Source organism: Mesorhizobium sp. B2-7-3 (assembly GCF_006440715.1).
GTDB classification, from domain to species: domain Bacteria; phylum Pseudomonadota; class Alphaproteobacteria; order Rhizobiales; family Rhizobiaceae; genus Mesorhizobium; species Mesorhizobium australicum.
Genome location: NZ_VFTY01000005.1, coordinates 299132 through 321189, shown reverse-complemented (window position 1 = coordinate 321189; position 22058 = coordinate 299132). Strand labels below are relative to the sequence as shown.

The window sequence follows — 22058 nt, the reverse complement described above, 5'->3', positions numbered from 1 at the left end:
GGGCCGGCCTATTTCTTCAGCTCGAGCCCGACCCCCTTGTTGATGAAGGCCAGCGTGTAGGCTTTCGTGATGTCGATGCCTTCAGGCGTGACCTTGGCCTTGACCATCTTGTCGTAGAAGCTCTTGATCCGTTCTTCCTTCATGGCGCCGATGCCGAGCTTCTCGGTGTCGCCGGAATCGGCCAGGCCGAACTTCTTCATCTGCTCGATCGAGAAGGCGATCTGCTCGTCGCTCATGTCAGGATTGTCTTTCTTGATCATGTCGTTGGCGGCCTTGTTGTCGCCGTAGAGGTACTTGTACCAGCCCTTGGCCGAGCCATCGACGAAGCACTGGACCACCTCAGGCTTCTTGTCGATCGTCTCCTGCATCACCTCGATCGTAGTCGAATAGGTGTCCCAGCCGTAGTCGGCGAGCAGGAACTGGTTCGGCACGAAGCCGCCTTCCCTCTTGACCGCGAACGGCTCCGAGGTGACGTAGCCCTGCTGGATCGACTTCTTGTTGGCAAGGAAAGGCGCGGTGTTGTAGGTGTAGGGCACGCGCTTTGAAGCGTCGAAACCGAGCTCGATGACCATCCACTGGAAGAAGGTCTGCACGCCTTCGTCACCCAGAATGTACTGCTCGGCGTTCTTCAGGTCTTCCCATTTGTCGAGCCCCTCGCCGGGGTGGGACATGATGACCTGCGGGTCCTTCTGGAAGTCGGCTGCCACCACACGCATCGGAATGCCTTGCTGGACGGCGTCGAAGGCCGACAGCAGATTGCCGCCCATGTAGAAATCGATCTTGCCGGCGAGCAACATCGGCCGGCCGCTGACCTGCGGGCCGCCCTGCATGATGGTGACGTCGAGACCGCAGGCGGCATAGGTGCCATCGGCCACGGCCTGGTAATAGCCGCCATGTTCCGGCTCGGCGAGCCAGTTGGTGCCGAAAGTGACTTTTTCATTCGCCGCCGCGCCCAGCGTGCTGGCTGCAAGCAGGGCCACCACCGCGGCCGAAATCTTCTGTTTCACGTACATTGACACCGCCCTTTATTTGCACCGGCGCGTTGCGCGCCGTGCTTGACACCAAAGATTCAAGAAGCAAGACACATGCCACCGGCGTCGCGCGCCGGGACCCGCCCGCCTGCACCACAGCCATCTGCGAAAGCCGGAAAGGTCGTGCTGCACCGAAGGGCATCGTGCCTATTTTTTGAACGCCTGTCCACAATCGCACCGGCGACATGCACCACCATCTTGATGGTGCAATGCATCCGGCCTTAGGCTGGCGATATCCAGGAGATTGCCATGTTCAAATTCCTTACCCCTAAGTCGATCAAGCCACCCTTTGCCCGCTACAGCCACGGCGTCGAGGTGCCGGCCGGCAAGCGGCTGGTGCTGTGCTCGGGTCAGGTCGCCATCACGGCGGACGACCAGATACCGGAAGATGCCGGCGCGCAGGCCGAACTCTGCTTCAGGAACATCGCGGCGGTTCTGGGCGAAGCCGGCCTGGGGCTTGGCGATGTCGTTCGCATTAACGCCTATGTCACCGACCGCGCGCATCTGCGGCCCTACATGGAGGTTCGCGACCGGCTGTTTTCGAGCCCGGCGCCAGCCTCGACGCTGATGATCGTTTCCGGCTTTGCCCGGCCCGAATTCAAGGTCGAGGTCGAGGCCATCGCGGCCGGGTGATCGACAGGCCGGCCGCACCGCGCTAGGTCTGACCTGATCATTTGAAGAGGCGTGACATGACTGCTGGCAAGAAACGCGTATGGTGGGGCGACTACCGGACCACCGAATACGCCTCGATCGATCCCGAGGCGACAATCGCGGTGCTGCCGCTGGCGGCTATCGAGCAGCATGGACCGCATCTGCCTGTGTCGACCGACACTTCGATCATGAACGGCATGCTCGACACGGTGATTTCACGCTTGCCCGACGATCTCGACATCCGCATCCTGCCGGTCCAGGCGGTTGGCAAGTCGAACGAGCATCTGCACGCGCCGGGCACTCTCACCTTGCCGGCAACGACGCTGGTCGACGCCTGGACCGAGCTTGGCCTGTCGATCGCGCGCGCCGGCGTGCGCAAGCTTATCGTCGTCAATTCGCATGGCGGCAATGAGGAGATCATGGGCATCGTCACGCGCGAATTGCGCGTGCGCGAAAAGATGCTGGCGGTGAAGACCAGTTGGCAGCGCTTTGGCCGCCCGGCCGGCATGTACACCGAACTCGAGGATCGTCACGGCATTCATGGCGGCGATGTCGAGACGTCGCTGATGCTGCATTTCCGGCCAGATCTCGTCGACATGGGCAAGGCCGACAATTTCGTTTCCAACGTCGCCAAGGCCGAGAAGGAATTCTCGCTGTTGCGCCACACAGGCACCCACGCCTTCGCCTGGATTGCCGGGGATCTCAACCCGAACGGCGTGGTCGGCGACGCCAGCATCGCGACAGCCGAGAAAGGCCGGCTGACCGCGGAATATCAGGCTGACGGGTTCATCAACCTGGTGCGGGATGTGCGCAAGGCCAAGCTCGCGGAGTGGCTGAAATAGCTAACCGTCGATCTGGAGGGCGAACGGCGTGCCTTCAAAGGCGTCGGCGCCGCGCCCGATCGACTCGATCGCCTCGATCATGCGGCCGTTGCGCTCGAGCAGCGCGTCGGCCACCGCGATCAGCCGCGGATTGGGCGTCGCCGAAGGCGATAGCGCTCGCAGCGTCCGCGCCAGTTCCACCTCGTTGCGTTTCGGCGCCAAAGCCGCGGCGATGATATAGGCCGAGGCGGTCGAACGGCTGATGCCGGCATAGCAGTGCACCAGCATTGGTTTCGCCCGGTCCCAGCGGCGTGCGAAACCGAGCAGGTTACGGACATGCTCCTCGCCCGGCATGGTCATGCCGTCCTGCGCCACGGCGATGTCGTGCATGACCAGGTGCAGATGGTTTTCCCTTGGGATCGAGGCCGGTCGGACTACGTCCGTTCCGGCGGCGAGCAGCGACAGCATGCGGTCGGCGCCGGTCCTGGCCACCACTTCCTCGATTTTCGCCAATGAGCAGACATGGATCATTGTTTGAAACCTTTCGAACGATCCTCGCGCCGCGACGCCCAATCGGCAAGAGCGGATTCGAGCCTGCGCCACTCCTCCTCGCTCCCCGGCAGGCCGGCGCGCAAGGCATGCGGCCGTTCGGAGAAATGCCGCAGCAGGATGCCGCCCTGGCCAAGCCCGGAAAACAGGCCGCCGGCATCGGGCAGGCTGAGATAGCGGAACAGCGTGGTGCCCCCCGCGACGGGAACGCCGAAACGGCTAAACAGCGCATCGAGCCGCACCGTCGCTTCCGCCAGCGAGGCCCGCATCGCATCCTGCCAATCGAGATCGGCGAGCGCGCGGATGCCATATTCCAGGGCCGGTCCTGCGACAGCCCACGGCCCGAACTGCATGTCCAGCCGTTCAGCCGTCGGCGCGTCGGCAAGCGCGAACCCGAGCCGCAGGCCGGCCAAACCAAAGAACTTGCCAAAGGAACGCAGCACGACGATGCCGCCCTGGCCGACATCGCCGGCGAGGCTGTGCTCGCGTGGACCGACATCCATGAACGCCTCGTCGACGACCAGCAGCCCGCCCTTGGCGCGAAGTCCGGCGGCCAGCACCAGCAACCGGTCGCGCTCGACGACGCGCCCATCGGGATTGTTCGGATTGACTATGATGGCGAGGTCGGCTTCCGCCAGCGCCGCGAAATCGCTGACCTCGACCACCTCGTGCCCGGCAATCGCCGCCGCCCGGGCGTGTTCGGCATAGGTCGGCCCCAGCACCATTGCCTTGCCGGGCCTCACCAGCGAGGCGACGCGCGGTAACAGGATCTGTGTGCCAGGGGCCGCCACCACGCTTGCTGGGGAAGGCGCCCCATAGGTGTTGGCCGCGATCTCTACCAGTTCGCGCCCACGCGCGGCCTCTGGCAATCGCCACAGCGAGGTGGCGGGCAGGTCGAAAAGCGGGTAGGAGTGCGGATTGATACCGGTCGAGAGGTCGACGAAAGGCAGCACGGCATTGGGGAAAAGCGCCCTTGCCCGGCCAAGACTTCCACCATGGTCCACCGCTCCTTCAAGAAGCTTCATGTCAGTCCTGATCGCTTTCCTGTCATTAATTGTCGAATTCGCCCTTGGTTATCCCGACTGGCTGTTTCGCGCCATCGGCCATCCGGTGACATGGTTCGGCAGGCTGATATCCTTTCTCGACTTGCGGCTCAACCGCGCCACTGATCCCGACGCGCTGCGTCGCCAACGTGGTGTCCAGGCGCTTCTGGTCATCGTGCTGGTGCCGGCGATAGCGGGCCTTTGCGTGCAGCTTGTTCTGCTCTGGTTCGTCCCCCTGGGGTGGATCATTGCCGTCTTTCTGGCGACATCGTTTCTGTCGCAGAAAAGCCTTTACGAACATGTCGAAGCCGTCGCCGACGCGCTCGACAGCGGAGGCCTCGACATGGGCCGAGCCGCCGTTTCGCGGATCGTCGGCCGTGATCCCGAGATGCTCGACCGCGCCGGCGTCTGCCGCGCGGCGATCGAGAGCCTGGCGGAAAATTTTTCCGACGGCATCGTCGCCCCCGCCTTCTGGACCGGGGTCGGAGGGCTCGCCGGCGGCGCGGCCTACAAGGCGGCCAACACCGCCGATTCGATGGTCGGCCACCGGACTCCGCGCCATGAGGCCTTCGGCTGGGCGGCGGCGCGCTTCGACGACTGGATCAACCTGCCTGCATCGCGGCTGACGGCGCTGCTGATCGTGCTCGCTTCCCTCCTGGTCGAGGGCGCCGACCCCCGCGACGCCTGGAAGGCGGTACGGCGCGACGCGAAAAAACACCGCTCGCCCAATGCCGGCTGGCCGGAAGCGGCCATGGCCGGCGCGCTCGGGCTCGCGCTCGCCGGACCACGCAGCTATGGCGGTGTCATGGTCGACGACATCTTCATGGGCGAAGGCGGCCGCCGCGATGTCGACAGCGGCGATATCAGGCGGGCGCTCAAGCTTTACCGGGTCGCGGACTACCTGCTGATCGGCTTGTTCGGCCTGGTCGCGCTGATCGCCGTTCTGGTTTTCTAGAACTCGATGCCTTGCTGCGCTTTCACGCCCGCCGAGAAATGGTGCTTTGTCACCCCCATCTCGGTGACCAGGTCCGCCGCCTCGATCAGTGCCGGCTTGGCGTTGCGGCCGGTGACGACGACATGCAGGCCTTCGCGGCGAGCCTTGAGCGCCGCAACCACCTTGTCGAGAGCGAGATAGTCGTAGCGCAGGGCAATGTTGAGCTCGTCGAGCACGACAAGGCTGATCGAGGGATCGTCGATCAATTCCAGAGCCTTGGCCCAGGCGGCCTCGGCGGCAGCGATATCGCGCTTCAGGTCCTGCGTCTCCCAGGTGAAACCCTCGCCCATTGCGTGCCAGACGACGCGATCGCCAAAGACGGCAAAGGCGTCCTTCTCGCCCGTGTGCCACTTGCCCTTGATGAACTGGACGACGCCGACGCGCTTGCCGTAGCCGAGCACGCGCAGCGCGAGACCGAAGGCGGCCGTGGTCTTGCCCTTGCCGGGACCGGTGTTGACGATCAGCAACCCCTTCTCGATCGTCTTGCCCGCAACCTCGGCGTCCTGCACCGCCTTGCGCTTGGCCATCTTGGCGCGATGGCGTTCTTCATCCTTGTCGTCGATATCGGTCATTTCACTTCACCTTGAGCGGTAGCCCCGCCACCATGAGCAGCACCGTGTCGGCAATCGCGGCGACCCGCTGGTTGAGCCGGCCGGCATCGTCACGAAACCGACGCGCCAGCGCGTTGTCGGGCACGATGCCTTGCCCGACCTCGTTCGTTACCACGAACCACGGTCCGCGCGGCCGCGACAGCACGTCCGCCAGCCGCCGGCACGCGGCCTCGACGTCGTGATCGGCCAGCGTGTGATTGGTCAGCCACAGCGTCAGGCAGTCGGCAAGCACCGGCTGCCCGTCTGGCAACGCCTCCAGCGCTTCGGCGAGGTCGAGTGGCGCATCGATGGTCGACCAGCCCTCACCGCGCCGCGAGCGGTGCAGCGCGATGCGCTCGCGCATCTCGTCGTCATAGGCTTGCGCCGTGGCGATATAGGCCCATGGCGAGGGCAATGCCGTCATCAGGGTTTCGGCGTGCGCGCTCTTGCCGGAGCGCGCACCACCGATGATGAAGGTCAGCCTGCCGCGATCAGGCAAAGCTGTCGCGCAGGCTGGTCGCCATGCCGGTGAAGCGCCTGCGCACCACGCCCACGATCGCGCCGAGCACCAGCCAGAACACCAGATTGGTCACCGTCACCGCCACCACGAACTGATGGTGTAGGCCTTCCGGGATCGGTGTTTCGAAACTGTCGGGCTGCGGCGCGCCGACGACATGCGGCGCGACGATCAGCAAGACGGCGAGGATGGTCAATGGCAACGATCTGCGAAACACGATCAGGCCCAGGCCGGTCGCGGTCGCGGCCGCCGTCGCCGTCCACCAGATCTGGCGCGGCAGAAGATCGGCCGCCGGCATTGCCGGCAGTTCCGGCTGCAGTCCGAGACCCGGTGCCAGTGCGAACACGGCAAAGCCGGCCAAGCCCCAGAACACACCCTGGCGCCAGTTGCCGACGCCGCCGAAGAACTCGGAAACCGCGACCAGGACCAGCGCGAAGCCGATCCCGGTGACGATGTTGGCAACCACGCTAAAGGCGAAACGCTCGAAACCGTCGGCTGGCGCCCAGCCTTCGTCTTCCTCCGCCGGTGTCACGGCATCGGTGCCCGCGGGCGCGGCAGAGCTCATGGCATTCCCAGCGGGCGCCACCGTGCTCATGGCATCATTGGTCGCCGCTGGTGCGGCCGCGTGATCATGGTGGTGGCCGCCGCCGGCCTTTTCGTAGACTTCCGCCTTGAGGATCAGCGGCACGGTGGCATAGGCCTGCATGCAGGCGAGAACGACACCGGCCACGAGCCCCGCGATCGCCGCGACGAACACGACGTTGCGAAACAGATTCATGATGTCGGATCCTCGTTAGTGGCAGGGAAACGCCATCGAGTGGCGATAGTCGTGGGCAGCATTGTGGACCGCATCGATATGCGAGAAGCCGACAAAGCCGACGACGAAGATGCCGAGCAGCGCCGCGAGCGCGAGCTGCATGAAGCGCGACTGCGAGGAGACGGAGGCGCCGAGGGAGACGGAAGCGGTAGTCATGTCTTGTCCTTTCGCCCTCCACCCGAGGGCATCGAAGTCAGTTTCCTGTCGCCGGCAGGTCTCCTGGCTCGCGGATAAGCGCCCTTCCCCACCTTCCCGAAGAAAAATCTTCAGTGGCATATGGAGAGGACTACCGCACACAGTTGCGGGGGCAGCCACGGCATTGGGCAGGAATTCCTGCCCGCACCGCATTCCCTCTTGGCTCCAAAAAGGAACCGACGACATCGGTGACTATAGGGAAATTCGCCGCGCCCGGCAAACCAAATTCCGACAGCCGCCAGCGCAGGAGCGCCGTATCGGCGAAGCTGCCCTCCTCCCGTCCCGATTGACAAACTTCATGGCCGGGTGTCGGCTGGCACCCCTCACGGGAAGCCAGCCATGCAGCCCAATGCCAGCGAGCGCGTGCCCTATAACGGCCTGACTCGAACCGAGCCGACGCTGCCCTCGTCGGCCTATTGGGACCAGGACAACTATCAGCGCGATCTCGATGCCATCTGGTACAGGAACTGGCTGCTCGTCTGCCGCGAGGCCGACCTTGCCCAGCCTTTGGCGTTCCGCACCTTCCGCGTCGGTACGCAGGAAATCCTCCTGCTGCGCGACGACACCGGCGAGTTGCATGCCTTCCACAACACCTGCCGGCATCGCGGCTCGCAGCTTTGCCAGGAAAGCCAGGGCCGGCTGAAGGCGCGGCTGATCAACTGCCCGTATCATGCCTGGTCCTATTCGCTGCGTGGCGATCTGGTGCGCGTGCCGTCGAAATCGCTGCCTGACGGCTTCGACAAGGCCGATCACCCGCTTTATCGCGTCGCGCTCTCGGTGTGGCGGGGCTTCGTCTTCGTCAATCTTGCGGAAGATGCCGCCAGCTCGGCGCAATCCTCCTTCGACCCGGCCTCCGGCGACTTCGGCAACTGGCCGCTGGAAACGCTGGTATCGGGCCACGTGCTGCGCAAGGTGATGAACTGCAACTGGAAGATTTTTTGGGAAAACTTCAACGAGTGCCTGCACTGCCCGGGCGTCCACAAGGACCTGTCGCGGCTGGTGCCGATCTATGGCCGCGGCCTGACGAGCCGGCATGACGATCCCGAATGGCTCCGCCACGCCGACAATGACGCGCCAGAATTTTCCGGCGGCCTGCGCGCCGGGGCTGAGACATGGTCGCGTGATGGGCAGACGCACGGGCCGATCTTCCCGAGCTTGACGCCGGCGGAACGCAGCGCCGGTCAGACCTATGCCACCAGCCTGCCGTCGATGTTCATCGTCGGCCATGTCGACTATGTCAGGACCGTGCGGCTTACGCCGCTCGGTCCCGAACAGACCGAATTGACCGCGGAATGGCTGTTCGCGCCCGAGGCGCTCGCCGAGACCGACATCGACAACATCGTTGCCTTCGGCACACAGGTGCTGGAGGAGGACGCGGCAATCTGCGAGGTCAACCAGAAGGGCCTCCGCTCGATGCGTCATACAGCTGGCGTGCTGATGCCCGAGGAGTACGACCTGCACCGTTTTCACAACTGGGTGCGCGAACGGCACGCTGCACGCTCACCCGAGGCCTGAAGATTACAGCGACTTCGGCAGATATCGCCAGGTCATGAAGCCGCAAAAGGCTGCCAGTAGCCCAAGCGTGACGAACACCGAGCCCAGGCCGAAGAAGGCCAGCACCACCGAATAGACCAGCGGCGGCGTCAGTTCGGAAAAATCGAGATAGGTGCGGTAGACCGCCGCCATCTGCGCGCGCTCATAAGAGCGCACCGAGCGCATGAAGGCGGTCGAACCCAGCGCGTCGAGCGCGATGGTGAAGAAGGCGCCGCACAGCAGGAAGGCACCGGTGAGCAACGGCACGGTTTCGCCCACGGCACCGGCCGCCAGCAGCGTCGCCGACATGGCGAAATAGGCAAATGTCATGGTCCTGCGGCCGCCGAAGCGTTTCCCCGCCTTGCCCCAGAAGATCGCCATGAACAGCAGCGCGTTGCCGGCCGAGACCAGCAGGCCGCCGGCCAATTCACCCTCGCCGGTGATGACCATGAACAGCGGTCCATAGACGAAGAAGGTCGTCCAGAAGCAGGAACGGCCGAAGGCTATCAGCCAGGCCAATCTCAGCCTCGGCTGGGCGACGAAGCGGCCGATATTGGCGAGCGGATTGGCCGGTCGTGTCTTGCCCGGGCGGATCGACTGGTTGTCGCTCAGCCGATAGGTCCAGAACAGCGCCAGCAAGGCCATGGCGAACACCGCCACCGCGCCATGCGCGGCACAAATGCCGAAGCGCGTATAGAGAAAAATGCCGAGCGTCGGCCCGCAGGTCCAGGCAACCATCGACCACGCCATGCGCAGCGATTCGGCCTGCATGAAATCGGTCTTGCGGATGTGATCCATGATGTAGAGGTTGAGCGTGATCGACAGCGCGCTGGCACCCATCACCCGGCACAGCATCCCGGCCAGTTGCCCGGCGAGCGTATGGGTGACGAAGAACAGCGAGCCGATGGCGAGCAGGCAGGCGCCCGCCGTGTAGACCCAGCGCCGCGCGAAGCGGCGGATCAGCATCGGCATGAATAAGGTCACCGACAGGCCGAGCAGGGACACGGCGGTGTAAAGTATGGAGACGATCTGCTCGTTGTGGAGGATCTCGTAGGCCTGGATCGGTATGACGCTCGACACCATGGCGCGGGCGAAGGATTCGACCGCGTAAAGCGAGGCGAAGGTGCGCGCATCCGCGGCCTTGAGGGCCGGAAGCCAGATCGGATGACGAACATGGGTGGACATTGCTTCCCCAAAGCAGAATCGCGGCGTCAAATCTGCCGTGGACATTTCAGGCCCATTAAGAGGAAACCGACGCACATCCGGCAAAAAGCGAAGCCGGTCAAAGGCTTTTCCGCGCTGGCCCAACCCGGCGGCTGGCGCGGACCCCGCCGCGCGGTGCAGGCCAAGGCGCCCGGTCTTCTTCTATCCGGTGCAACCGTGATAGTCGTCGTGGAGGGGCTGAATCAGATCGCGAGACCATGAGCATTCACACGCCGACCGTACCCGTCCCGCAGCCATCGAAGCGCATCGTCGCCATCGATATCTTGCGTGGCATCGCGCTGATCGCGATGGCGAGCTACCACTTCACCTGGGACCTGGAATTCTTCGGCTACACCGATCCCGGCCTCACCGCCTTCGGCTGGTGGAAGTTCTACGCCCGCTGCATCGCATCGACCTTCCTGTTCCTGGTCGGGGTCAGCCTCTATCTCGCCCATGGCCGACAGATCCGCTGGAACGGCTTCTGGAAGCGGTTCGCCATGGTCGCCGGCGCGGCGGTCGCCATTTCGGTCGTCACCCGCATCGCCACGCCCGACGGATTCATCTTCTTCGGCATCCTGCACGAGATCGCGCTCGCCAGCCTGCTCGGCCTCGCCTTCCTGCGCCTGCCGGCGCTGCTGACGCTTGCCGTCGCCGCGCCCGTCATCGCGGCACCAGTCTACCTGCGCTTCGAGGCCCTCGATCATCCCTGGCTCTGGTGGATCGGCCTGTCGGCGATCAACCCGCGCTCCAACGACTACGTTCCGCTGTTCCCCTGGTTCGGCGCCGTGCTTACGGGCATTGCGGTGGCCAAATTCGCTTCCACTTCCGGCATAAGGGCACGCCTGGCGAACCTGGCGCCCGGACGCTGGTCCAACCCGCTGGTCTTCATCGGCCGCCACAGCCTGGCTTTCTACCTGGTCCACCAGCCGCTGCTGATCGGGTGCGTCTGGCTGTTCTCGCAAGTGATGCCGGCGCAGGTCGAAACCCCGCAGGTCAATTTCCTGAAAACCTGCCAGCGATCGTGCGAGCAGATGCGCAACGCAACCTTCTGTTCGAGCTATTGCGGCTGCATGCTCGAAACGCTCGAAGGCGAAGCCTCTCTTGATCGGCTCTTCAACAACGACCAGACTGCGGACTTCAGGGCGCATCTGTCCGATCTTGCCGCAACGTGCACCGCCAAGACCGAGGACAAGATGACGGAGGGAGGGACACAATGATCGGGCCAAAACCTGGGATCGAACCGAAGCCTGGGACCGGGCCGAAGCCTGGGCTGATACCGTGGCCGCCGGTGATCTACGCCGCCGCCATCCTCGTCAGTGTCGTGCTCGGCCTCTACATCCCGCTGCCCTGGATCGGCGATCTCCTTGGCGACATCCTGTTCGCCGCCGGCTGGGTGGCATTGTTCGCCGTGGCCGTACTCTGGTTCACAGCGATCCGCACCATGATACGGGCCAGGACCACGCTCAATCCCAACGCCGTGCCCGATCATCTCGTCACGACCGGCCCCTTCGGCGTCAGCCGCAATCCGATGTACCTGGCCAACACGCTGCTGTTGATCGGCGTCGCCTTCGTCTCGGGCATCGCCTGGTTCTTCCTGCTTGCCTTCGTGGCCGCCTTCGTCACCCAGAAGGTCGCGATCGAGGGCGAGGAAAAGATATTGGCGGCGAAATTCGGCAAGAAATACCGCGACTATGCAAAAAGAGTCCGGCGCTGGATTTGAGCAGGGCTACGTGTTGACGCCGAGCTCGACCAGCCGCTCGACGCAAGACTCCTCGGCCTGGTCGAGTTCGGCTAGTGTCTCCTCAAGGTCGCGACGTTTCTGCCTGAGGTCTTCGCGCTTTTCCTCGATGCGCTTGATCATCAGCTTGAGCTGCCCGACCTCGCCCGGCGGCTCCTTGTACATCTGGATGATCTCGCGGATCTCGTTGATCGAGAAGCCGAGGCGTTTTCCGCGCATGATCTGCCGGATGAGGTGGCGGTCGGAAGGGCGAAACAGGCGTGTGCGGCCGCGCCGCACCGGCTGCACCAATCCCTCGTCTTCATAGAAACGCAGTGTCCGCGTCGACACGTCGAATTCGCGGGTCAGCTCGGTGATCGAATAATATTCCCGCATTGTCACTCCCTGCCGGAATTCCAGGCGCTCGCCATGCGGCGTCGCCCTTCTGTCCCGAACTAAACCCTTGTCCGCCGGAATCGACGCGACACCCCGCACAAGCCTCGCACGGCATTTACGTAAAAGTCAATTGAGACCGTTACCGGACGCCGAACCACCAGCTCGCGAGGCCGAGGAAGGCAAAGAATCCAACGACGTCGGTGACCGTGGTGACGAAAACCGCCGAAGCGACCGCGGGATCCACCTTGAACCTGTCGAGCAGCAGCGGGATCAGGATGCCGGCAAGGGCCGCCACGAACATGTTGATGATCATAGCCGCCGCGATGATGCCGCCGAGATTAGGGTCGTGGAACCAACTTGCGGCGACGATGCCGATCAGCACGGCGAAGACGATGCCGTTGATGAAGCCGACGCCCATCTCGCGGCGGATGATGCGGCCGGCGTTGTAGATGTCGAGATCCCTGGTCGCCAGCGCCCGCACGGTGACGGTCATGGTCTGCGAACCGGCATTGCCGCCCATGCCGGCCACGATCGGCATCAGCACGGCGAGTGCCACGATCCGCTCGATCGTGTGGTCGAACAGGCCGATCACCGATGCCGCCAGGAATGCCGTCAGCAGATTGACGAGCAGCCAGGGAACGCGCGAGCGCGAGGTCGCCAGAATGCTGTCGGAGAGCTCTTCGTCACCGACGCCGCCCATGCGCAGCAGGTCTTCCTCCGCCTCCTGCTGGATGACGTCGACGACATCGTCGATGGTCAGCACGCCGACCAGCCGTTCGTTTTCGTCGACGACCGCGGCCGACAGAAGGTCGTATTGTTCGAATTCCCGCGCCGCCTCTTCCTGGTCCATGGTGGCGGGAATGGCGTGCCGCGTCTCATGCATGACCTCCCCCACCTTGACCGCGCGCTTGGCGCGCAGGATCTGGTCGAGATCGATGGCCCCCAACAACTTGAAGGTCGGATCGATGACGAAGATCTGGCTGAAGCGGTCCGGAAGGTTCTTGTCCTCGCGCATGTAGTCGATGGTCTGGCCGATGGTCCAGAAAGGCGGCACAGCGACGAACTCAGTCTGCATGCGCCGCCCGGCGGTCTCTTCCGGGTAGTCGAGCGAGCGCCGCAGCCTGATCCGCTCGGTGAACGGCAGCTGCGACAGGATCTCGTCCTGGTCTTCCGGCTCGAGGTCTTCGAGAATGTAGACCGCGTCGTCGGAATCGAGTGCCTGCACGGCCTGCGCGATCTGCGCATTGGGCAGATTGTCGACGATATCCATGCGGATCGCCTCGTCGACTTCGGTCAGCGCGGAAAAATCGAAGTCGGCGCCCAGCAGTTCGACCAACGCGCGCCGCTGCTCGGGATGCAGCGCCTCGATGAGGTCGCCAAGTTCCGACTGGTGCAGGTCGTCGACTTCGCGCTTGAGGGTCAGCGTATCGCGGTCGGCGATCGCCGCACCGATCTGGGCAAGGAAGGACGAGAGGACCGCGCCGTCCTCGCCATAGATGTCGGCGTGGGCGTCGTCAGCCGCCTTGGCGGAGGTCGTCTGCTTGTCCTGGCCTTCCACCAGCGTCTCCAGCCATCAGAATCCCGGAAAGGTTGCCAGTCAGGTCTAGACCATGATTCCGAAAAGTGGAAATCGGTTTTGGGTCCGACCACAAACAAGAAATTTGGAGCGGCGGCATGATTCGATTTCGCAGCCCGTCGCTCCAACGCACTGGAATTCCAGCCGAAAATCCCGCTTGCGCAAAGGCGTCGTTTTCCGCCGACGCGACATTGTCCGGCGTGCGCAACCTAGTCGATTCCGTCAAAAGCGGGTGTGGTTGTGGCCCGGCCACGCGACAGCGCATGTCGCTGGGGAAAGAGCACCCGTGCGCGATTGGGGCAGAATTGTCATGATGCAGGTCCAGGCATCGGCTGGACCCCCAAGCCGCAACAAAAAAGCCGGAAGCCCTTGAAGATCAGGTCGCGGACAGAAAACAAGGTAATCGACGAGCGGCGCGTTCGCGTGGTCGTGGCCGAACGCAATCCGCTCGTCATATCGGCTCTGCGCGAAATGCTGGACTGCGACGGGCGCTTCGAGCTTTTGGCTTCCGTACAAAGCGGCAGGCATTTCCTGGAGTTGGCAGCGGTCCAGGAGTTCGATGTCGCCGTGATCGGCTGGAAGCTCTCCGACATGGACGGCGCTGATGTCCTGGCCGAGGTCCAGACCCGCAAGCTCGACGTTCGCATCGCGGTCTTTTCAAACGACCATGACATCGGCATCCTGAAACAGTGCGTGCGCCTGGGGGCCCAGGGCTACTGCTTCCAGTTCGACGATCCCGCCATCATCTTCGAGACGATCCTGGCTGTCGCGCACGGCCGCATCTGCATACCCTATATCGACATCAACAAGGTCAACGACACGCCTCTATCCCGGCTTACCGTGCGCGAGCGTGAACTGCTGGCGGTATTGTCCGACGGCTGGACCAATTTGCAGATCGCCACCCGGACCGGCATCTCCGAAAATACCGTGAAGTACCATCTCAAGAATCTGTACGACAAGCTGGACGTCCGCAACCGCGCCATGGCGGTCGCGCTCTATTCACGAGAGAGGCGTAGCCAAAGGCAGCCTTTCGGGTAGGGCGACCGGGTAGGCCATACCCACCCGCATGCGGTGAGATCTTACCCGCCAAGGTGTTGTCGGCATCGGCCGTCGAAACGAAACTCCCACCACCGCTTTGCTGGATCAGGAGGAGTTCGCATCATGGCCGGTTTCACCCATCTTTTCATTCCCGGGCCGACCAACATCCCCGAGCAGGTACGCCAAGCGATGAACCTGCCGATGGAGGACATGCGCGCGGCCACCTTTCCCGACCTCACCCTGCCGCTGTTCGAGGACATCAAACGGGTCTTCAAGAACGAGACCGGCCGCGTCTTCATCTACCCGTCCTCGGGCACCGGAGCCTGGGAAGCGGCGATGACCAATGTGCTCAGCCCAGGCGACCGCGTTTTGATGTCGCGTTTCGGCCAGTTCTCGCATCTGTGGGTCGACATGGCCGAACGGCTCGGTTTCGAGGTCGACGTCATCGACTGCGAATGGGGAACCGGCGTTCCGCTGGAACTCTATGCGGAGCGGCTGAAGGCGGACAAGACGCACCGCATCAAGGCGATTTTCTGCACACAGAACGAGACGGCGACAGGCGTCACCAGCGACGTCGCCGGCTGCCGCGCCGCGCTCGACGATGTGAACCACCCTGCCCTTCTTTTCGTCGACGGCGTCTCGTCGATCGGCTCGATCGACTTTCGCCAGGAAGAATGGGGCGTCGACTGCGCCGTCAGCGGCTCGCAGAAAGGCTTCATGCTGCCGGCCGGCCTCGGCTTCCTGTCGGTGAGCAGGAAGGCGCTCGTCGCTTCGAGAACCGCCACCCACCGGCGCTGTTTCTTCTCCTTCGAGGACATGATCCGCGCCAACGATGCCGGCTATTTCCCTTACACCCCGGCGACACAATTGCTGCGCGGCCTGCGCGCCTCGCTCGACCTGATCGCCGAGGAAGGGCTGGAGACCATCTTCTCCCGGCACCATCGCCTCGCCGAAGGTGTGCGCAAGGCGGTCGACGCCTGGGGCCTGAAGCTCTGCGCCAAGGCGCCGAAATGGCATTCGGACACGGTCAGCGCCATTCTCGTGCCGGATGGCATCGACAGCGGCGACGTCGTCAAGCGCGCCTACCAGGCCTACCAGACGTCGCTGGGCGGCGGCCTCGACAAGGTGTTCGGCAAGGTTTTCCGCATTGGCCATCTCGGCTGGCTGAACGAGGTGATGGTTCTGGCCTCGCTTTCGGCGGCGGAAATGGCGCTGCTCGATTGTGGCGTCCGGCTGGCGCCGGGCTCCGGCGTCGGCGCCGCCATCCAGCATTTCCGCGCCTCGGCCGCGCTGCCGGTCGCCGAAGCCGCCTGAGGGAGTCGACGATGAGCCACACCATTAACCACCTCAAGAAACTCAGGCTGCAGCGCAGCGAACTGGCGGTTCCAGGCTCCAGCCCGGAGATGATCGACAAGGCGGCCAACAGCGCCGCCGACTTCGTCTTCCTCGACATTGAGGACGCCGTCGCGCCGCCCGACAAGGAACGCGCACGCAAGAACATCATCCAGGCCCTGAACGACATCGACTGGCGCGCCAAGGGCAAGACCGTCTCGGTGCGCATCAACGGGCTGGACACGCACTACATGTACCGCGACGTTGTCGACGTCATGGAGCAGGCCGGCGACCGGCTGGACACCATACTGGTGCCCAAGGTCGGCGTTCCGGCCGACCTCTACATGGTCGAGGCCATGGTCAACCAGATCGAGATGGCCAAGGGCTTCAAGACCCGTGTCGGCCTGGAAGCCCTGATCGAGACCGCGCTCGGCATGGCCAATGTCGAGGCTATCGCCGCCACCCCTGGACGGCTGGAAGCCATGCATTTCGGCGTTGCCGACTATGCGGCAAGCTGCAAGGCGCGGACCGTCAATATTGGCGGCCTCAATCCCGACTATCCCGGCGACCAGTGGCAGTTCGCCCTGTCGCGGATGACCGTCGCCTGCCGCGCCTACGGCCTGCGCGCCATCGACGGACCGTTCGGCGATTTCTCCGACCCGGAAGGCTACAAGGCGGCCGCCAGGCGCGCCGCCGCGCTCGGCATCGAAGGCAAATGGGCGATCCATCCCTCGCAGATTGCCTTGGCCAACGACGTCTTCTCGCCGCCGGAGAAGGAAGTCACGCGCGCCCGCCGCATCCTCGAAGTGCTGAAGGAGGCGGAGGCGCAGGGCAAGGGTGCCGCCGCACTCGACGGCAAGATGATCGACGCCGCGTCGGAACGCATGGCGCGCAACGTTCTGGTGGTCAACGACGCCATCGAACGCGCCGGCCAGCAGCACGTCGCGGCACTTTGACGATTTGGGGAGGAGAAAAGAATGGACATCCACGAATACCAAGCCAAGGAACTGCTCGCCCGGCATGGGATCCACGTGCCGCGTGGCGGCCTGGCCTACAGCCCCGAACAGGCGACCTACCGGGCGCGCGAGATCGGCGGCGGCAAATGGGTGCTGAAGGCGCAGGTTCATTCCGGCGCGCGCGGCAAGGCCGGCGGCATCAAGCTCTGCGCCAATGACGAGGAAATTTCCAGCGCCGCCGAAGCCATGCTCGGGCGCAAGCTGGTGACCCACCAGACCGGCCCGCGCGGCAAGCTGATCTCGCGCCTCTATCTGGAGGAAGCCGTCGACATCGCGCAGGAGCTCTATCTCGGCTTCGTGCTCGACCGCAAGGAAGAGCGCGTCATGATCGTGGCCTCGGCCGCCGGCGGCATGGAAATCGAGGAGATCGCCGAGAAGGCACCCGATTCGATCATCCGCGCCACCGTCGATCCCGGCGTCGGCATGCAGCGCTTCCAGGCGCGCGAGATCGCCTTCGGGCTCGGGCTGGAGGACAGCCTGATCGGCAAGGCGACCGAGACCATCTTCAGCTGTTACCAGGTGTTCCGCGACTACGACGCCTCGATGCTGGAGATCAATCCGCTGGTGGTGACCCGTGACGGCAGCCTGGTGGCGCTCGACGCCAAGATGTCGTTCGATGAGAACGCGCTGTTCCGGCGGCCCGAAATCTCCGAATTGCGCGACAAGAGCCAGGAAGACCCGCGCGAAACCTTCGCCAGCGATCGCGGCCTCTCCTATGTCGGCCTCGACGGCAATATTGGCTGCATCATCAATGGCGCCGGGCTCGCCATGGCGACGATGGACATGATCAAGATCGCTGGCGGCGAGCCGGCCAACTTCCTCGACATCGGCGGCGGCGCTTCGCCCGAGCGGGTCGCGAAATCCTTCCGCGCCGTGCTCGGCGACAAGAATGTCGAGACCATCCTGGTCAACATCTTTGCCGGCATCAACCGTTGCGACTGGGTCGCCGAGGGCGTCATCAAGGCGATCCGCGAGGTCGGCGTCAACGTGCCGCTGGTGGTGCGGCTGTCCGGCACCAGGGCCGAGGAAGGGCGCAAGATCCTGGCCGATTCCGGCGAGGCGGTGATCGTCGCCGACACGCTCGCCGAAGCCGCCGAAAAAGCCGTCGCCGCCTGGCGCGTGGCCACCAACAAAAAAGCAGCCTGAGGGAGGACGGAAAAATGGCAATCCTGCTCAACCGCAGCACACGCGTCATCGTGCAAGGTTTCACCGGCAAGATCGGCAGCTTCCATGCCGAGGACATGAAGCGCTACGGCACCAAGCTCGTCGGCGGCGTCACGCCCGGCAAGGGCGGCCAGACGCATCTCGGCCTGCCCGTCTTCAACACGGTCAAGGGCGCGGTGCGCGAGACCCGTGCCGAAGCCAGCATCGTCTTCGTGCCGCCGCCCTTTGCAGCCGATTCGATCATGGAAGCGGCGGATGCGGGGATAAAGCTCTGCGTCTGCATCACCGACGGCATCCCGTCGCAGGACATGATGCAGGTCAAGCGCTACATGCGCCGCTACCGCTTCGAGGACCGCATGCGGCTGGTCGGGCCGAATTGCGCCGGCATCATCACGCCGGGACAGGCGCTGATGGGCATCATGCCCGGCTCGATCTACCTGCCCGGCCGCATCGGCATCGTCGGCCGCTCGGGAACGCTGGGCTATGAAGCCGCCTCGCAGATGAAGGCGCTCGGCATCGGCGTGTCGACCAGCGTCGGCATTGGCGGCGATCCGATCAACGGCTCCTCCTTCAAGGACGTTCTGAAGCTGTTCGAGCAGGACGACGAGACCGACGCCGTGGTCATGATCGGCGAGATCGGCGGACCGCAGGAAGCCGAAGCCGCGATCTGGGCGCGCGACAATATGAGGAAGCCGCTGATCGCCTACATCGCCGGCCTGTCCGCCCCCAAAGGCCGCCGCATGGGTCATGCCGGCGCCATCATCTCGGCCTTCGGCGAGTCCGCGCAGGAAAAGGTCGAGATCCTGAAAGAGGCCGGCGTTATCATCGTGCCGACGCCGTCCTCGTTTGGCGAGGTGGTGGCGGACACGCTGGCGCGGAGGAAGCAGGCGGCGTAGACTCAGGGTCGGACGAAAGCCGACGCGGCGACGCAGTCTCCAAGACGCGCCGCCGCCTTCGTTTCCGGGCGCGCAAAGCGATTGATCCGTTATAGCCATTCCCAGCGATTAAATACTCGTGGCGCACTTGTTTCGCTGGAAACGATTTGCTACACGCCGCGAGCCGGTCGGTTCCGGCTCTACCACGTGCGGTCGTGGCGGAATTGGTAGACGCGCAGCGTTGAGGTCGCTGTGGGGCAACCCGTGGAAGTTCGAGTCTTCTCGACCGCACCAAATCATCCTGACGACACAGCTGCGAACTGAACCGGCAAGCACTCATCGCCTTGCCGGCGCGTCGGATGCCCGGCGCCCAAACGCACGGCGAACTGGACGTTTCTGCTTGATATCGCCATATGGAAGGCGACAAGAGAGACCCCATGACAGAACGCAGCCAGATCGCCACGTCGTTCCTGCCCTTGCCCGGTTCGGCACCGGTGGAATGGCTGGTCGAGCCCGGCCTTACCCCCTATCCCGATGCGCTTGCCTTCATGGAGGCGCGCGCCGAGGCGATCCGCGGCGGGGCTGCCGGCGAAATGGTCTGGCTGGTCGAACATCCGCCGCTCTACACCGCCGGCACCAGCGCCCGCATCGAGGACCTGATCGAACCCGATCGCTTTCCGGTCTTTGCGGCCGGACGCGGCGGCGAATACACTTATCATGGGCCAGGCCAGCGGGTCGCCTATGTCATGCTCGACCTGAAGCGCCGGCGCGAGGACGTGCGCGCCTTCGTCGCGGCGCTCGAACAGTGGATCATCGGCACGCTCGCCGCCTTTAACGTGCGCGGCGAACGCCGCGAGGACCGGGTCGGCGTCTGGGTGGTACGGCCTGATCGCCCAGCTTTGCCCGACGGCTCAACTGCCGAGGACAAGATCGCGGCAATCGGCATAAGGCTGCGGCGCTGGGTGAGCTTCCATGGCATCGCCATCAATGTCGAACCGGAGCTTGAGCATTTCGGCGGCATCGTGCCGTGCGGGGTCCAGGACCACGGCGTCACTAGCCTCGTCGACCTCGGCCTGCCCGTCGGCATGGCCGATCTGGATCTGGCGCTGAAATCAGCCTTCGAGGATGTTTTTGGTCCCGTGGCGGCTTTGCCGGTCGAGGCTGCCCGCAAGACGGGTTGATCCTTTCGGACCCAACCAGCTCAGAGCAACTGCCCTGACGCCCACAACACGCCGCAGCCGTGGATGGCGAACACCGCCAGCAAGGCCCCGGCGATGACCAAACGATCGACAGTGCCGATCGGCTCCAGTTCGTGGCGTGGCTTCACCCCGCTGCCGACGGTGAGCAGGCTGAGAATCGAAAATACCGCACCGGCCGCGAGCAGGAAGCCCAGGGAAAAACCGGCCCGCCAGCCAAGCGCCAGAAAGGCCGAGAGCAGCGAGAAGGACGCCAGCGCCAGGACGACCGGCCCCGGGCAGATCTGGCGCAGCACCTGGCCACCGTCGAATTTCCACACAGGCACCAGATTCGCGATATTGAACAGGGCAGCGCAGCCTGCGAGTGCGGCGAGCAGCGCGGCAGCCGCCTTGTGACCCTCGCCGCCGGCAAGCACGCTGGCGGCGATGACGATCGGCACCAGGAAGGCGGAGAACCCCGCCCCCATCAACGCCACGAAGGCCACTTCGAAACGGCTGTTATAGGGCCGGCCGCCAATGGCGATGCCGCCAAGCAGCGGGATGAAGATCATCCGCGCCCTGCGATGGCCCGTCAGCCGGAACGCCGCCATGTGGCCGAGTTCGTGCAGCGCCACCACCGACGTCAGGATCGCGGCCAGCGCCAGCCCGCCGAGGTGAAGCCCGAAGAACGGCCACAGCATCAATGCCGACAGCACGGCAAAGCCGACCTGGCTCAGCGGATGCTCGAACCAGCCACCCTTGCGATACTGCCCGGTCCTTGCCCAACGCTGCAGCTTGGAGAGCTCGCGGCGCATGGCGAAATAGCGAAACACCAGGAAAGCCACGCCGCGGTACCGGTCGGTCCGGCTGAGCGTCACGCGCGTGCCGCTTCCCTCCGAAACCAGTTCGGCGGTCTCGCCATAGTCCTTCCAGAACGAGCTATCGAGCGCGGTGTCCTCGATCACCCGCATCGAGAAGCGGTTGCCCTCGACGACATCTTCAAACCGCGCCCTGCGCTCTATCGGCTTGCCATCGCGGCCTTCCCAAGAGAGCGTGATGCGGGCGACGCCCTCTTCGTCCAGCGGCTGCGCCGACAGGATCTCGCCGGACCAGCCGGCATCGCTGCCGAGCGGCCACAGCGCCTGCCACAGGCGCTGCCGGTCCATCGCCACGATGCGGCTCGACCTGACCGTGCGCAAACCAAGCGGCACGGTCATCAGGAGAAAGATCAGCCCGAGATTGCTGGCCACGAGAATGGCCGTGACGATGGGCGACACCTGGACGTTGCTCCCTGCCTTGGAGCCGCACCCTAACGTCGCGGCGGCAAGAAAAGCTTAACGGCGGGGCGGCATGGCCATCGAGAAACAGCGACGGCCGACGCTGCCAAATCACATGGCTCCGATCCAGATCGCCATGGAGACAAGAAACGCGCTCATGCAAACCAGCGAGATGACATCCTGAACCAGATCGGTCATAACTCTCTCCTGTTGTTGATATGTTTCTAATTTGTTCTAATTTTGTTCCATTGTCAACCGCTGGGAGGTATGGCCATGGGCGGGGAACTTTGCACGGTTAGCGAAACGTTAATTGGTCGCCAAGAGAGGGAGTTGGAAGCTTGCCAGGGTAGGCTTCAGCCCGGGAAGAACAAATTAGCGAGCGCTTGTATTAAATTTTGGCTGAGCCGAAAATGCCTGGGCCTGAGGCATTGCTGAGCGATCGACATGGGGAAATACGGAGGCGCAAATCAAGGTGAACGCTGGCGAAAGCGTATGCGACAAGGTCGCCGGCGGCGCCTCTCTCGCAATCTCGTAATTTGGTTGGCCAT

23 protein-coding genes, 1 tRNA gene and 1 riboswitch are annotated in these 22058 nt (G+C 64.1%); of the genes, 13 read left to right on the top strand and 11 right to left on the bottom strand.

All coding sequences use genetic code 11. The features are described 5' to 3' along the window. Window positions 1-8: 8 nt before the first annotated feature. On the bottom strand, window positions 9-1013 hold the full coding sequence (locus FJW04_RS14125) for an ABC transporter substrate-binding protein (protein ID WP_140714786.1): 1005 nt from the start codon (window positions 1011-1013) through the stop codon (window positions 9-11). A 267-nt stretch (window positions 1014-1280) separates the two neighbouring features. Here FJW04_RS14125 and FJW04_RS14120 point away from each other — a divergent pair, with 267 nt between their 5' ends. Further along, complete coding sequence (locus FJW04_RS14120) at window positions 1281-1664, top strand: RidA family protein (RefSeq protein ID WP_140714784.1); 384 nt, start codon at window positions 1281-1283, stop codon at window positions 1662-1664. 56 nt (window positions 1665-1720) lie between these two features. After that, window positions 1721-2524: a creatininase family protein gene (locus FJW04_RS14115; protein ID WP_140661022.1), complete on the top strand. Its 804-nt coding sequence runs from the start codon at window positions 1721-1723 to the stop codon at window positions 2522-2524. On the opposite strand, the gene FJW04_RS14110 is transcribed toward FJW04_RS14115, so the two are convergent. Both FJW04_RS14110 and cobD read right to left on the bottom strand, forming a co-directional pair. Further along, window positions 2525-3034 carry a tyrosine phosphatase family protein gene (locus FJW04_RS14110; protein ID WP_140714782.1) on the bottom strand — a complete coding sequence of 170 codons (510 nt, stop codon included), beginning with the start codon at window positions 3032-3034 and terminating at the stop codon, window positions 2525-2527. Continuing rightward, entirely contained in the window at window positions 3031-4077 is a 1047-nt protein-coding gene (gene cobD, locus FJW04_RS14105) for a threonine-phosphate decarboxylase CobD (protein WP_140714780.1), read from the bottom strand. Before cobD ends, FJW04_RS14110 begins: the two co-directional genes overlap by 4 nt. Here cobD and cbiB point away from each other — a divergent pair. After that, window positions 4076-5050 carry an adenosylcobinamide-phosphate synthase CbiB gene (cbiB, locus tag FJW04_RS14100; protein WP_140714778.1) on the top strand — a complete coding sequence of 325 codons (975 nt, stop codon included), beginning with the start codon at window positions 4076-4078 and terminating at the stop codon, window positions 5048-5050. The two genes, cobD and cbiB, sit on opposite strands and share 2 nt — an antisense overlap. Here cbiB and cobO read toward each other — a convergent pair. Genes cobO through FJW04_RS14080 form a run of 4 tightly spaced genes read right to left on the bottom strand, consistent with a single transcriptional unit; the run spans window position 5047 to window position 7169 of the window. Continuing rightward, window positions 5047-5661, bottom strand: coding sequence for a cob(I)yrinic acid a,c-diamide adenosyltransferase (gene cobO, locus FJW04_RS14095; protein WP_140714776.1), 615 nt, complete (start codon window positions 5659-5661; stop codon window positions 5047-5049). The two genes, cbiB and cobO, sit on opposite strands and share 4 nt — an antisense overlap. A gap of 1 nt (window position 5662) precedes the next feature. Further along, the gene (gene cobU, locus FJW04_RS14090; RefSeq protein WP_015317375.1) at window positions 5663-6178 is read right to left on the bottom strand and encodes a bifunctional adenosylcobinamide kinase/adenosylcobinamide-phosphate guanylyltransferase; all 516 of its coding nucleotides are present in this window, start codon (window positions 6176-6178) and stop codon (window positions 5663-5665) included. Beyond that, complete coding sequence (locus tag FJW04_RS14085) at window positions 6171-6974, bottom strand: CbtA family protein (RefSeq protein ID WP_140714774.1); 804 nt, start codon at window positions 6972-6974, stop codon at window positions 6171-6173. Before FJW04_RS14085 ends, cobU begins: the two co-directional genes overlap by 8 nt. Before the next feature lie 15 nt (window positions 6975-6989). Continuing rightward, the gene (locus FJW04_RS14080) at window positions 6990-7169 is read right to left on the bottom strand and encodes a CbtB domain-containing protein (protein WP_015317373.1); all 180 of its coding nucleotides are present in this window, start codon (window positions 7167-7169) and stop codon (window positions 6990-6992) included. A 35-nt stretch (window positions 7170-7204) separates the two neighbouring features. Then, window positions 7205-7404, bottom strand: a riboswitch (cobalamin riboswitch). Window positions 7405-7547: 143 nt separating this feature from the next. Here FJW04_RS14080 and FJW04_RS14075 point away from each other — a divergent pair. Then, the gene (locus tag FJW04_RS14075; protein ID WP_140714772.1) at window positions 7548-8723 is read left to right on the top strand and encodes an aromatic ring-hydroxylating dioxygenase subunit alpha; all 1176 of its coding nucleotides are present in this window, start codon (window positions 7548-7550) and stop codon (window positions 8721-8723) included. Window positions 8724-8726: 3 nt separating this feature from the next. Here the strand turns inward: FJW04_RS14075 and FJW04_RS14070 are convergent, their stop codons facing one another. Then, window positions 8727-9926 (bottom strand): MFS transporter, encoded by a 1200-nt coding sequence (locus FJW04_RS14070; RefSeq protein ID WP_140714770.1) that lies wholly within the window; start codon window positions 9924-9926, stop codon window positions 8727-8729. A 236-nt stretch (window positions 9927-10162) separates the two neighbouring features. Between FJW04_RS14070 and FJW04_RS14065 the strand changes: the two genes are divergently transcribed. Then, window positions 10163-11161 (top strand): DUF1624 domain-containing protein, encoded by a 999-nt coding sequence (locus FJW04_RS14065; protein ID WP_140714768.1) that lies wholly within the window; start codon window positions 10163-10165, stop codon window positions 11159-11161. Further along, window positions 11158-11664: an isoprenylcysteine carboxylmethyltransferase family protein gene (locus FJW04_RS14060; RefSeq protein WP_140714766.1), complete on the top strand. Its 507-nt coding sequence runs from the start codon at window positions 11158-11160 to the stop codon at window positions 11662-11664. Before FJW04_RS14065 ends, FJW04_RS14060 begins: the two co-directional genes overlap by 4 nt. 6 nt (window positions 11665-11670) lie before the next feature. On the opposite strand, the gene FJW04_RS14055 is transcribed toward FJW04_RS14060, so the two are convergent. Next, a complete protein-coding gene (locus FJW04_RS14055) occupies window positions 11671-12057 on the bottom strand; it encodes a MerR family DNA-binding transcriptional regulator (RefSeq protein WP_006203215.1) in 387 nt (128 codons plus the stop codon). A gap of 139 nt (window positions 12058-12196) precedes the next feature. Next, complete coding sequence (gene mgtE / locus FJW04_RS14050; protein ID WP_015317368.1) at window positions 12197-13615, bottom strand: magnesium transporter; 1419 nt, start codon at window positions 13613-13615, stop codon at window positions 12197-12199. 387 nt (window positions 13616-14002) lie between these two features. On the opposite strand from mgtE, the gene FJW04_RS14045 reads away from it, so the two are divergent. From FJW04_RS14045 to lipB, 7 genes are all read left to right on the top strand, one after another. Then, on the top strand, window positions 14003-14671 hold the full coding sequence (locus tag FJW04_RS14045; protein WP_140714952.1) for a response regulator transcription factor: 669 nt from the start codon (window positions 14003-14005) through the stop codon (window positions 14669-14671). Between the two features lie 123 nt (window positions 14672-14794). Continuing rightward, entirely contained in the window at window positions 14795-15985 is a 1191-nt protein-coding gene (locus FJW04_RS14040) for an aminotransferase class V-fold PLP-dependent enzyme (RefSeq protein ID WP_140714764.1), read from the top strand. 11 nt (window positions 15986-15996) lie between these two features. After that, a complete protein-coding gene (locus FJW04_RS14035) occupies window positions 15997-16959 on the top strand; it encodes a CoA ester lyase (protein WP_140714763.1) in 963 nt (320 codons plus the stop codon). 21 nt (window positions 16960-16980) lie between these two features. Further along, on the top strand, window positions 16981-18165 hold the full coding sequence (locus tag FJW04_RS14030) for a malate--CoA ligase subunit beta (protein ID WP_015317364.1): 1185 nt from the start codon (window positions 16981-16983) through the stop codon (window positions 18163-18165). A gap of 14 nt (window positions 18166-18179) precedes the next feature. After that, window positions 18180-19079 carry a succinate--CoA ligase subunit alpha gene (gene sucD, locus FJW04_RS14025; protein WP_015317363.1) on the top strand — a complete coding sequence of 300 codons (900 nt, stop codon included), beginning with the start codon at window positions 18180-18182 and terminating at the stop codon, window positions 19077-19079. Window positions 19080-19267: 188 nt separating this feature from the next. Continuing rightward, window positions 19268-19352: transfer RNA gene (locus tag FJW04_RS14020), tRNA-Leu, on the top strand. 143 nt (window positions 19353-19495) lie between these two features. Further along, window positions 19496-20239: a lipoyl(octanoyl) transferase LipB gene (lipB, locus tag FJW04_RS14015; RefSeq protein ID WP_140714761.1), complete on the top strand. Its 744-nt coding sequence runs from the start codon at window positions 19496-19498 to the stop codon at window positions 20237-20239. A 20-nt stretch (window positions 20240-20259) separates the two neighbouring features. Here lipB and FJW04_RS14010 read toward each other — a convergent pair whose 3' ends face one another. Further along, entirely contained in the window at window positions 20260-21510 is a 1251-nt protein-coding gene (locus tag FJW04_RS14010) for a site-2 protease family protein (protein ID WP_140615838.1), read from the bottom strand. Window positions 21511-22058: the final 548 nt, after the last annotated feature.